This window comes from Brachyspira sp., from assembly GCF_050873525.1.
Taxonomy (GTDB): Bacteria; Spirochaetota; Brachyspiria; order Brachyspirales; family Brachyspiraceae; genus Brachyspira.
This window is the reverse complement of record NZ_JBNMIZ010000061.1, coordinates 1-12,734: the sequence shown is the minus strand read 5'-3', so window position 1 is coordinate 12,734 and position 12,734 is coordinate 1. Positions and strand designations below refer to the sequence as shown.

Annotated in this window: 11 protein-coding genes; 1 reads left to right on the top strand and 10 read right to left on the bottom strand. The window is 32.5% G+C overall.

Annotation, left to right across the window (positions count from 1 at the left end; all coding sequences use genetic code 11):
* Positions 1-114: 114 nt before the first annotated feature.
* The 9 genes from trpA to ACR0QS_RS05785 form a co-directional block, all read right to left on the bottom strand.
* Positions 115-885 (bottom strand): tryptophan synthase subunit alpha, encoded by a 771-nt coding sequence (gene trpA / locus ACR0QS_RS05825; protein ID WP_432632501.1) that lies wholly within the window; start codon positions 883-885, stop codon positions 115-117.
* A complete protein-coding gene (gene trpB, locus ACR0QS_RS05820) occupies positions 878-2,062 on the bottom strand; it encodes a tryptophan synthase subunit beta (protein ID WP_432632500.1) in 1,185 nt (394 codons plus the stop codon). Before trpB ends, trpA begins: the two co-directional genes overlap by 8 nt.
* Positions 2,055-2,708, bottom strand: a complete 654-nt coding sequence (locus ACR0QS_RS05815) for a phosphoribosylanthranilate isomerase (protein ID WP_432632499.1) — start codon at positions 2,706-2,708, stop codon at positions 2,055-2,057. The genes trpB and ACR0QS_RS05815 overlap by 8 nt, the downstream gene beginning before the upstream one ends.
* Positions 2,708-3,508: an indole-3-glycerol phosphate synthase TrpC gene (trpC, locus tag ACR0QS_RS05810; protein WP_432632498.1), complete on the bottom strand. Its 801-nt coding sequence runs from the start codon at positions 3,506-3,508 to the stop codon at positions 2,708-2,710. Before trpC ends, ACR0QS_RS05815 begins: the two co-directional genes overlap by 1 nt.
* A 31-nt stretch (positions 3,509-3,539) precedes the next feature.
* Entirely contained in the window at positions 3,540-4,553 is a 1,014-nt protein-coding gene (gene trpD, locus ACR0QS_RS05805; RefSeq protein ID WP_432632497.1) for an anthranilate phosphoribosyltransferase, read from the bottom strand.
* Positions 4,550-5,152, bottom strand: a complete 603-nt coding sequence (locus ACR0QS_RS05800; RefSeq protein WP_432632496.1) for an anthranilate synthase component II — start codon at positions 5,150-5,152, stop codon at positions 4,550-4,552. Before ACR0QS_RS05800 ends, trpD begins: the two co-directional genes overlap by 4 nt.
* Positions 5,149-6,615, bottom strand: a complete 1,467-nt coding sequence (locus tag ACR0QS_RS05795; RefSeq protein WP_432632495.1) for an anthranilate synthase component I family protein — start codon at positions 6,613-6,615, stop codon at positions 5,149-5,151. The genes ACR0QS_RS05800 and ACR0QS_RS05795 overlap by 4 nt, the downstream gene beginning before the upstream one ends.
* A 144-nt stretch (positions 6,616-6,759) precedes the next feature.
* Complete coding sequence (locus ACR0QS_RS05790; RefSeq protein ID WP_432632494.1) at positions 6,760-7,740, bottom strand: hypothetical protein; 981 nt, start codon at positions 7,738-7,740, stop codon at positions 6,760-6,762.
* 28 nt (positions 7,741-7,768) lie between these two features.
* Positions 7,769-8,800: a hypothetical protein gene (locus ACR0QS_RS05785; protein WP_432632493.1), complete on the bottom strand. Its 1,032-nt coding sequence runs from the start codon at positions 8,798-8,800 to the stop codon at positions 7,769-7,771.
* Between the two features lie 322 nt (positions 8,801-9,122).
* Here ACR0QS_RS05785 and ACR0QS_RS05780 point away from each other — a divergent pair, with 322 nt between their 5' ends.
* Positions 9,123-11,513 (top strand): sodium-translocating pyrophosphatase, encoded by a 2,391-nt coding sequence (locus tag ACR0QS_RS05780; protein WP_432632492.1) that lies wholly within the window; start codon positions 9,123-9,125, stop codon positions 11,511-11,513.
* A gap of 518 nt (positions 11,514-12,031) precedes the next feature.
* Here the strand turns inward: ACR0QS_RS05780 and ACR0QS_RS05775 are convergent.
* On the bottom strand, positions 12,032-12,664 hold the full coding sequence (locus ACR0QS_RS05775; protein ID WP_432632491.1) for a hypothetical protein: 633 nt from the start codon (positions 12,662-12,664) through the stop codon (positions 12,032-12,034).
* Between the last annotated feature and the right edge of the window lie 70 nt (positions 12,665-12,734).

The window sequence follows — 12,734 nt, the reverse complement described above, 5'->3', positions numbered from 1 at the left end:
ATTATTTACTGCATCATAAATATAATTTTGAAGAATGAAGATTTTTTATCTTTTATAAATATTTTTAGAAGAAAATTAAAAAAATATTAAATCAAAATTTAAAAATTAGAAAAACTATAAAATCGCTTTTTTCATCTCGCCTACATATTTTCCGACATGACTCGGCGAATCTTCTCCGTATTCTTCGCATAATTTTACTATAGCGCTTCCGACTATGACTCCGTCCGCATATTTGCTCATTTCTTTAGCCTGCTCTGGAGTCGATATTCCAAAACCAACGGCAACGGGAATATCATTAACCGCTTTTACAAGATTAACCATTTTTTCTATATTCGTATTTATATTTTTTCTTATTCCCGTCACTCCCAAAGAAGAAACGCAATATATGAATCCGCTCGAATCTTTGGCAATGGCGGATATTCTCTCTTCGGAAGTCGGCGCTATTAAAGATATAAAATCTATATCATGTTTTTTAAATATTGAATCGAATTCTTTTTTTTCTTCATAAGGAACATCGGGAAGTATTATTCCGTCCATTTTTAATTCTTTTGATTTTTCGGCAAATCTTTCAATTCCGTATGAAAACACAATATTCGCGTAAGTCATAAAAACCATAGGAATATCGGTATTTTTTCTAACCGATTCTACCATAGAAAATATTTTATCGGTTGTAGTTTTATTTTTTAACGCTCTGTTATTTGCAGACTGTATAATAGAACCTTCCGCAACAGGGTCTGAAAAAGGAATTCCAAGCTCTATCAAATCCGCTCCGTTTTTTTCCATTTCGTATATTGTTTTTTCGGTTATATCCAAAGAAATTTGCCCGCATGTTATAAAAGGAATGAAAGCCTTGTCTTTTGAAAATGCTTTATTTATATTACTCATTGATTATCTCCCCGTTATATTTTGCTATCGATACGCAGTCTTTATCTCCCCTACCAGAGAGAGTTACCACTATTATTTTATCTTTACTCATTTTCGGCGCTTCTTTAATCGCATAATGCAACGCGTGAGCGCTTTCTATCGCGGGTATTATTCCTTCCATACGCGATAAATATTCAAAAGATTTAACCGCTTCATCGTCCGTTACGGGAATATATTTTACTCTTCCAATATCATGCAAATATGCATGTTCTGGACCAATTCCAGGATAATCGAGTCCCGCCGATATTGAATAAACTGGAGCTATCTGTCCGTATTCATCCTGACAAAAATAAGACTTCATTCCATGAAATATTCCCAATTTTCCCGTAGATATTGTAGCCGCCGTTTCAAAAGTATGAACTCCTCTGCCCGCCGCTTCGCATCCGACAAGTTCCACAGATTTATCTTCTATAAAATGATAAAAAGAACCTATCGCGTTCGAACCTCCGCCAACGCATGCCACAATCATATCTGGAAGTCTTTTTTCAATATTATAAATCTGCTCTTTAATCTCTTTTGAAATTATAGCCTGAAAATCCCGCACGATAGTTGGAAAAGGATGCGGTCCCATTACCGAACCTATAACATAATGAGTGTCGTCTATTCTTTTAGTCCATTCACGCATAGTTTCCGATACTGCGTCTTTTAAAGTTGCCGTCCCGCTTTCCACTGAATTAACTTTAGCTCCCAAAAGTTTCATTTTATAAACATTCAAAGCCTGCCTTTCCGTATCCTCTTTTCCCATAAATATTTCGCATTCCATATCCATAAGCGCCGCTATTGTCGCAGTCGCCACTCCATGCTGTCCCGCTCCAGTTTCGGCTATCACTCTTTTTTTCCCCATTTTTTTAGCCAACAGAACCTGTCCCAGAACATTATTTATTTTATGAGCGCCCGTATGATTCAAATCCTCTCTCTTCAAATATATTTTCGCTCCTTTCAAATCTTCCGTGATTCTCTTTGCAAAATAAAGCATCGAAGGACGATTCGCATAATTTTGAAACAAATCGTTTAATTCTTCGTTAAAATCTTTATCGTCTTTATAGAAATTATAAGCATGTTCGAGTTCTATAATCGCGTTCATAAGAGTTTCGGGAATATATGTTCCGCCATGAACTCCGAAATGTCCTTTATTCATATTTTTCCTCTCCGTAATTTTTATAATTTTTTGTAATATTTATTATATATTTCATTTTATCGTAATCTTTTATTCCGTCAGTTTCAAGTCCGCCCGACAAATCAACGCAGTAAGGATTAAATTTTAAAGCCTCGTTTATATTTTCTTTATTAAGTCCGCCCGCTAAAAAATATTTTTTATTAAAAACCTCAGAAAAATTTTTATTCGATTCAAAAGCTTCTTTCAAATAATTCCAGTTAAAATTTTTTCCAACTCCGCCTTTCAAATTGTCTAAAAGTATAAAATCGGAAAATATATTTAAGCTGTTTAATATCGAATCCGCGTTTTCTACGGGAATAAATTTTATTATTTTTGCGTTTGTTTTTGTTTTCAAATTATCCAAAAAATTATTATCTTCGTTTCCATGCAACTGAATAATATCAATAATTTTTTCTCTAATCAAATTCAATATAAAATCCAAATTATCGTTTACGAATACTCCAACGGATTTAATTTCTTTATCGAGTTTATTTTTCAAATTATATGCTTTTTCTACTCCGACTTTTCTTTTGCTTTCTGCGAAAACGAATCCTATATAATCGGGTTTCAATTCGTTTGCGTAATTTATATCTTCTTCTCTGAATAATCCGCAGGTTTTTATTTTCATTAATCCGCTATTCCTCTTAATTTTTTTATTTCTTTTTCTTTATCTTTTTTAGTCATAAGCGACTCGCCTATAAGAACGGCATTGGTTTTATTTTCTTCGAGAGTTTTTATATCTTCTCTGGATTTTATTCCGCTTTCCGAAACGAAAATTATATTATTCGGAATCAATTTTCTTAAACGAACGCTATTATTAATATCGACTTCAAAAGTTTTTAAATCTCTGTTATTTACTCCTATTATTCTTGGATTTAAATTCAATACTTTTTCAAGTTCTTCCTCGTTATGAATTTCAAAGAGCGAAGATAATCCCAAATCGTTTGCAATATCGAAATAATCTTTTAATTTATATTTATCCAAAATGGCGGCTATAAGCAAAATCGCGTCCGCTTTTATATTTTTGCTTTTGTATATCATATATTCGTCTATTATAAAATCCTTGCGAAGAACGGGAATATTTACAGTTTCTTTAACCGCTTTCAAATATTTATCTGCTCCCAAAAAATAATGAGGCTCGGTTAGACAGGAGATTGCATCCGCTCCAGCTTTTTGATAATCTTTCGCTATTTCAATATAATCAAAATCTTCGGCTATTATTCCTTTTGACGGAGAGGCTTTTTTAATTTCGCAAATAAAATTAATTTTTTCTTTTTTACTAATCGCTTTTTCAAAATTAAAATATTTTTCTTTTTCAATATTTTTTATGCTTTCGGCGTTTTTTCTAACTTCGCTTAAAGGAATTTTTTGTTTTTCTTTTTCTATACGCTCTTTTGTAGTTTCGCATATTTTATCAAGAATATTCATTAATAAAACCTTATATAATTTTAATTATAAATTAACTATTACTTTCTCTTATAAAATCTTCCAATTTTTCAAAAGCCTTTTTTTCGTCTATTAAACTTTCTGCCATCTTCACGCCTTCTTTTATGGTTTGCACTTTTCCAGCGATATAAAATCCCGCGCCAGAGTTCATACATACGGCTTTTCTTTTAGCGCCTTTATCTTTTAGACTAAAAATATTTCTTATTATTTCGGCGTTTTCTTTTACGCTTCCGCCTTCGAGTTCTTTTTTATCGCAAAAATCGTATCCAAAATCTTTAGGCGATATCGTATAAGATTTCAATTTTTCTTTATCTAAAATTTCGCATACTTTTGTCTCAGACGACATCGATATTTCGTCAATTTTATCCGTCCCGTAAACTACCATTCCTCTTTTGACTCCCAAATTCTGCATTACTTTTGTAAGCGGTTCTACTAAAGATTCATCGTAAACTCCCATAAGTTCTATATTAGCTCCAGCGGGATTCGATAAAGGTCCAAGTATATTAAAAACCGTTCTTATTCCAAGTTCCTTTCTAACGGGAGCGACATATTTCATCGCTATATGATAATTTTGAGCGAATAAAAAACATATATTTATTTTTGAAAGAAGCTCGCAACTTTTTTCAGGCGGAATATTTATATTGATTCCCAATTCTTCCAAAACATCCGCTGCTCCGCATTTTGAAGACGCCGCTCTGTTTCCATGTTTTGCAACCGCGACTCCTCCAGATGCTATAACTATCGCCGATGCCGTAGAAATATTGAAAGAATTTGAATTGTCTCCTCCCGTTCCCACTATTTCAAGAACTTCCATATTATGCAAAAGTTTTATACAATTCGCTCTCATTCCAGCGGCAGAACCCGTTATTTCGTCAATGGTTTCGCCCTTCATTGAAAGCGCCGTTAAATACGAAGACATTTGAACGGCTGTGGCTTTTCCCGACATTATCTCGTTCATTACCGCTTCGGCTTCTTCATAATTTAAATTTTCTTTTTTCGATAATTTCAAAATCGCTTCTTTAATCATATTAAATCCTTATATAAATTTTTTATAATATTAAATCCGTCTTTAGTCATAACCGATTCGGGATGAAATTGCACTCCGTATATCGGATATTCTTTATGTTCAACGGACATTATTTCGTTATCTTCTATTGAAAAAGAATTAATTTTTAAACAGTCGGGCATACTCTCTCGGACGGCGGACAAAGAATGATATCTTGCAACCTCTATTTGTTTCGGAAGATTTTTAAATAAAACGGAATTATTATCCAATTCAATAATCGAAGTTTTTCCATGCATCAATTTTTTTGCATAGCTTACTTCCGCTCCGAAAGATTTGCATATAGCCTGATGTCCCAAACAAACTCCAAATATTACGGGCTTTATTTTATTTTTTTTATCGATATAGAAATATTTTATAATATCAATGCATATTCCCGCGTCTTCGGGTTTTCCCGGTCCGGGAGATATTATTATAATATCTGGATTTAATTTTTCTATTTCTTCAAAATTTTCAATTTTGTATTCATCATTTCGGATAACTTTTATATTTTTATCGAATTGTCCTATAAGTTGATAAAGATTATAGGAAAAACTGTCGTAATTGTCTATTAATAAAGTCATAATTCTTTTTCCGCCATTTGAGCCGCTTTCAATACCGCAGCCGCTTTATTTATGCATTCTATATATTCTTTTTCGCCTACGCTGTCGTAAACTATTCCCGCTCCCGCTCTTATGCATATTTCGTCTTCTTTTTTATATATTAATCTAATTCCTATGCAAGTATCCATATTTCCAGAAAAATCAATATAACCGACAGCGCCGCCGTAGATTCCTCTGCATATTCCTTCGAGTTCGTTTATTATTTCGCATGCTCTTATTTTTGGAGCGCCCGATAAAGTTCCCGCTGGAAGTATAGAATCCAAAACATCCAGAGCGTCCTTATCGTCTCTTATGATTCCCGATACCGTAGAAGCTATATGCATTATATGAGAATATCTTTCTATAAACTTATATTTGTCGACATTTACGCTTCCTATTTTGCTTATTTTTCCAATATCGTTTCTTCCCAAATCGACAAGCATATTATGTTCGGCAAGTTCCTTTTCGTCTCTTAAAAGTTCTTTTTCAAGTTCTAAATCTTCTTCCAAAGTTTTTCCTCTAGGACGACTTCCCGCCAAAGGATAAGTATGCAATTTATCGTTTTCAAGTTTTACCAAAGTTTCGGGAGAAGAACCCGCTATTTCTATATCGCCCATAGAAAAATAAAACATATAAGGAGACGGATTAATTGTCCGCAATACTCTATAAACATCGAATAAACTTCCTTCGGCTTTAGCGTATATTGGATTTGAAAGAACGACTTGAAAAATATCTCCTTCGTAAATATATTTTTTAGCTTTTTCAACCATATCGCAGTATTTTTCTTTTGAAAAAAGATGTTTAGCTTCCGATTTAAAACTAAATTTTTCAAAACTATTTTTATATTTTGCACTTTCGGTTTTTAGAAGCTTTTCCATAGAATCCAATTTTTCTAAAGCTTTATCGTATTGAGAATCCAATTTTGCAATTTCTATTCCCGTTATTAATATTATTTTCTGTTTGAAATTATCGAAAACTATAACATCGTTAAAAAGCGCCAAATTCAAATCGTAAAATTTTTTATCGTATTCTTCAAAATCCAATTTTTTTTCGTTATATCTTATATAATCGTAAGAAAAATATCCCGCGAGTCCGCCCGTAAAAGAAGGCATGCCGTCAATTTTCGGAGTTTTATATTCTTTCAAAATCTCTCTAATTATATCTTTAGGATTTCCTTTAATAGTTTTAAGTCCGTTTTTATCTTTTATATTTATATTCCATTTGCTTGCGTTTATTTCCAATATTGGTTCAAAGCATAAAAAAGTATATCTTCCCCAAACTCTTCTATCTTCCACACTTTCCAAAAGAAATGCGTTAATACTTTTTGATTTTAAAATACGCATGGCTTCTATTGATGTGATAAAATCGGAGTAAATTTCCTTGCAAATTGGAACTCGTTTATAATCATTTAAATTTTTTATTTTTTTTATGCTTTCAATATCCATAATTTTTTCTTCAATATAAAATATATTAAAATATTTAAATATTATAATACTATTAATAGTAATTGTCAAGAGTTTATTTAAAAAAAATTTATTATTTTAAATTAGTTAAAATATTTTAAAATAAATTAATTTTTAAAGTTAAAATTATCTATACAATTTTAAAGGAAACTGCTGCAGTTTATTGCTTCTAACATCGAATACATTTCCCGAAGCGTCTATTATTTTAGAACCGAACATAGTAGTAAATCTTTTGAATTTTATATCGCTCGGCAATACTAAATATTCCAAATTTCCGCTGTCTTCGTCTATTCTAAATAAAACCGTGCTTGAGACAATTTCCGAGTCGCTGCTTTCTCTTACAAGCGCTGGAGTATCCAGATAAATTTTTCTATCCAAATAAAATATTCCGCCTTCGTATTCCGAAGTGAATAATAAAAATAAATCTAATTTCCAGTATATTCTTTTATTTGAGTATAAATAAATCGCTTTATTTCCTTCGATTAAAGCCAAATCTTTTTTATTTACCAAACATACTTTGGAAATTTTTATATTTGAATAGTCGACTGCAAATTTCGTGTCGGACAAATTGAAAAGATTGAGATGATTAATCGTATTGTCTTCGTAAGTGGAAGGATAAATAAAATAAGTTCTTTTTTCGTCAAAACATCCGTTGCTTAAAAAAATATTTTCTCTTAAAAGATAAACTATTTTTTTGTCGATTATATCCAAAACGAAAGTATTGACTATATTATAATCTTTTCCTCTGCATAAAATATACTGCGGATTTCCCGTAAAATAAGCCTCGTAAATATACATAGAATTTAATTCTAAAAATATTTTATTCGTTCCAATTTCTACAATTCTTAATCTATTGCTTAATGAATTTCCAGAATCGTTGGAAATCGTAATTATTTTTTTCCCGTCTAATGAAATATCCAAAATAGAATAAGATTTCGCGTCTTTATGAAAAATTCTGCATTTTGAAATTTTAAAATCGTAGAAAAAACTATTATGAGTTCCTTTATAAAACGGAGTGAAAATTCCTCTATTCGTATTTTTTTCTATATAAATAAAATAATCTTTTTTGTCGATTTTGCTAAACGAAACATTATTTTTAGAAATCATAAATTCTCCAAAACCTATTTTAATTAAATTATTTTTTATTTATTCTTACTCTCATCATAAGTTCTATTTCTTTATCGCTTTTATTTTCCAAAATTGCATAATTATCGTATAATTCCACAACTTCGGCTGACGATACAAAATTTTCTTTCGTATTATAAAATCTATATCTATAAAGCATTTCGCTCGTAAACCAGACATCGCCGTTATCGTTGCTTCTAACATGCTGATATTCTTCGATTGCATTATCGTTCGTATTGGCGTAAGTTTTTGGAATATTGCTTTTATTTGCAAAAGTCTGATTCAAACTATTCGTATGTGTATTTGCATTTGTATTTATATTATTCGTATTTGTGTTTGCATTTGGAAGTTCCAATACTCTTTCAAGTTTATATATATCGAATTTATCGCCGACTTTTATATTATCTTTTTTTCCCAAATTAATAAATATTTTATTATCTTCTATTCTCGTCACCAAACCAGAGAGAGACGAAATCTTAAAAAATTTTATCATATCGTTTACAATTTTATCGAAAGCCAAAATTGAAGCTCTTCCCAGCGCGCTTTCGTTAAATAAAGCGTCTTCAGATTTATGAACGGGACTATTTGCTGGCAAAGAATAACTCGCTTTATTTTGAAAAGTTTTAACGACTGATAAAGTATTTATATCTATAACATTAACTTTGAATTCAACTTCCGCCGTATCTCTTCTGCCTTTATTTAAAGTAAAATTCAAAACTTCTCCGCTTATCAAATAATCCGAATCAAAAGTTTCTTTAACAAATTCCGAAGCTATTTGCAAATTCGTTTGCAATGTTTTATAGGAAGCGACAATTTCGTAAGATGCAAAATAGGAAATAAATAAATCGTAATCGCTCACTTCAAATAAATGAGTATTCGCCAAAACATTTTCCAAAACTCTCGGCATCCCATCGTCAACCATATATTCTTCTACCCAATTTGGATTTGCGCTTTCAAAAGGTAAAACCGTTACGGCAACGGAATATAAATTCATTCCAAAAAATAATATTATATTAATAATAAGTAAAATAAATTTAATCATATTTAATAATCTTTTTCTATTTTTTTCTCTTTAGGTTTGTAATAGGAAGTCATAGCGCTTACCGATATAAAAGCCAAAAGCAAGCCTAATAAGAAAACAAATTTTTTCGCAATATTCATTTCAATTAATCCGTAATTTTTATAATATTTTTTATCTTATAAGTATATTATAAAGTAAAGTAAAACAATTTCAATAGGAATACTAAATTAAAAATTTTAAAATTTATTAAATTATTGAATTAAATTTATTGACAATTTATACATTTTATGCTAAAATATTTAATTATTGAATTTTCAATAAAATTAAAAATGAGGTGAAATCTATGAATTACGAATCATTAGCTCAAAACGCCAGATTTTTTACAATTTCGGCGGCAATTCTAACATTAGCGTTCGCGTTCTATTTTTATCAATGGATGCGAAAACAAGACGAAGGAAACGACAAGATGAAAGAAATAGCTTCTCATGTTCGTTCTGGCGCTATAGCCTATCTCAAACAGCAGTATAGAGTTATAGCTTTCTTTTTTGGAGGCGCTTTCATTATCTTTGCCATTCTTTCCTACGCTTTGAAAGTGCAAAATCCTTTCGTTCCGATTGGATTTTTAACGGGAGGTTTTTTCTCCACTCTTTCAGGCTTTTTAGGAATGAAAACTGCAACTTACGCTTCGGCAAGAACGGCTCATGCGGCTTCAAAATCTTTGAATCAAGGTTTGACAATCGCTTTTCGTTCGGGCGCGGTTATGGGACTTACTGTTGTAGGTTTGGCTTTGTTCGATATTTCCATGTGGTTCATAATATTAAACGGCTGGCTTGATAACGGATGGTTTAATACGGACTTTTTAGGACTCGGAAATATTTCAAGAGATTCTATGGATTATGTTGCGGCTAAAATGCATTTTGTAACGACAACGATGTTAAGCTTCGGAGTCGGCGCTTCTTTTCAGGCTTTATTTGCCAGAGTCGGAGGCGGAATATTTACAAAAGCTGCCGATGTAGGAGCGGATTTGGTAGGAAAAGTTGAAGCGGGAATTCCAGAAGACGACCCAAGAAATCCTGCGGTTATAGCGGATAATGTGGGCGATAATGTGGGCGATGTCGCTGGAATGGGAGCAGACCTTTATGAATCTTATGCTGGTTCGATACTTGCGGCAATGAGTTTGGGTTCAGCGGCTTTCGGTTATATAAATCCGTCAATAAGCCCGATTTATGCGGTTTCCCTTCCTCTCATACTTGCGGCAATAGGAACTTTATCTTCAATAGTCGGAGTATTCTTCGTTAAAACTAAAGAAAAAGCTTCAATGGGAGAATTATTAAAATCATTAAGAGTCGGAGTTTATGTAAGCAGCGTTATTATTATAATCGTTTCTTTCCTACTTGTAAAAACTCTTCTTCCAGATAATTTGGGCTTGTTCGTTTCAATAATTGTAGGACTTATCGCTGGAAATGTAGTCGGATTCTTTACCGAATATTATACGGCGGCGGAATATAAACCTACTCAATGGGTTGCAGAACAATCGAAGACGGGACCGGCAACGGTTATAATCGGAGGACTCGCAATCGGTATGCAATCTACTTTAATACCAGTTGTAACGGTAGTCGTTTCTATAATATTGGCTTTCGGTTTTGCGGGCGGTTTCGGTTCGGAAGTAGGTTCTTTCTCTCAAGGATTGTATGGAATAGCTTTGGCTTCGGTTGGAATGTTATCTACTTTGGGAATCACTTTGGCTACTGATGCATACGGACCAATTGCGGACAATGCGGGAGGAAATGCGGAAATGTCGGGGTTACCTGAAAGCGTGAGAGAGAGAACAGACGCTTTGGATTCATTAGGAAATACTACGGCTGCTACGGGAAAAGGTTTCGCAATATGTTCTGCAGCTTTGACGGCTATGGCTTTGGTTGCCGCTTATATAGAGGAAATTAAAACGGCTTTGGGAAGAATGATTAACAGCAATAATTTAACCGAAATAGTTATAGGTTCGGTAAAATATACGGCGGAAAGTTCTTCAGAATTGTATAATAAAATCGTTTATAGTTTGAGTATGAACGAATTTATGCAGGCTTTCAATATTCATTTGATGAATCCTAAAGTAATAGTCGGTATTTTTATCGGTTCTATGCTTGTATTTTTCTTCTGCGCTTTGACAATGAAAGCGGTTGGACGAGCGGCTGGCGGAGTAGTCGAAGAAGTTAGAAGACAATTTAGAGAAATTAAAGGGCTTTTGGCGGGAGAAGAAGGAGTAAAAGCGGATTATGAAAAAGCCGTTCAAATCTGCACAAAATCGGCTCAAAAAGAAATGATTATTCCTTCCGTTTTGGCTATAATAGTTCCCGTATTAGTCGGTTTCGTATTCGGAGTTCCAGCGGTTATAGGGCTTTTAATCGGCGGTTTAACTTCTGGTTTCGCAATGGCTGTTATGATGTCGAATGCGGGCGGTTCTTGGGATAACGCTAAAAAATATATAGAAGCGGGCAATTTGGGCGGCAAAAAAATTACGGACGATAAAGGAAATAAAGTGACTAATCCTAATCATGCCGCTGCGGTTATAGGCGATACGGTTGGCGACCCATTTAAGGATACTTCAGGACCAAGTTTGAATATACTTATAAAATTAATGAGTTTAATAAGCGTGGTATTTGCGGGAGCAATTATAGCGTTCTCTCCAAAGATTCAGGCTTTACTTGGAATAGCAGACCAGATAATAAATAAATAAAAGCTAAAACAAATTGGTTGAAATCCTTTGTCATTAAAATAGAAGCTATCGGGTTAATTAACTCGGTAGCTTTTTTATTATTAATATTATCATACAAAAATTATAATATTATTAATTTTTTGATTTTTATTTAGCGCAATTTCTATCTATGCATCTTACTAATTTCAAATAATTTTTATTTGTAGCGCTTTGATTTATAAAAAAAGCTATCTAACAATTCGGCGCAAAAAATTGTTATTAGAACTAGGCTAAAACCAACCTTTAGCTAATTAAGAAACACCAATTCGGCTTGCGTTCTCCATCAGTAAACGAGGCGAAATGCGTGAGCAACGGACTCGTATATTCGGTCTTTCTCCCAAATATATATTATGATTAGTCATATAAGGCATATTCCAAGGCTTAAAGCCCTCGTATCCTTCATAAGGCGGAGTGCTACTTGACATACTCAATTTACCGTTAGTAATGCCAAAGGAACGCATATTTTCTACGCATTCCTTAAAAATCTAAACTATAATAAATTATTTATTTATATCTTCACTATGCACATAAACCGTATTAAATTTTTTTCCTTGCACATATGTCTTTAATATTCTTTGCCCTTTTTCATTTCGTTCAAATGTTATAATTTCTGTATCTGGAGATAATCCAACATCATTTTTATTTATATAGTGAACGCCAGAATTGCCCCAATAAAAAGGAAGCCACTGCCAAGTATTATTTCCTTTATATTCAGCCTTTTTATCGAATACATAAAAATATGCCGTTACCTGCAAGTTACCGTCATCATTTTTATAATACAAAGTTATATCTTTTCCTTTTCTTGTAACCGCTGCTATTCCTTGATACCCATTACCATCTAAATATTGATATTTACCCCAATATTCTTCGGGAATAGAGGCAACATTAGTAGACCAACTTGGGAAATTGGTATTTATATCGTTAGTTTTTTCGTAACTAATTTGAGAGCCTTCATATGTAGAAGAAATATTGGTAGACCAACTCGGAATATCAGTATTAATAACAATTTCTCCGCTAATTTGCGAATCTTGAGTTTCGCTTCCTAATTTATTTCTAACTTTACAGCCTCCCAAAAGCAAAACGACTAAAGATAAAAAACTTAAAAAGATTTTCAAATGTTTTTTAGTAATCATAATATACTCCTTCCAATATCTAGTTATAAATATATTATAATACATTTTTTATAAAAAGTCAAGTATAAGT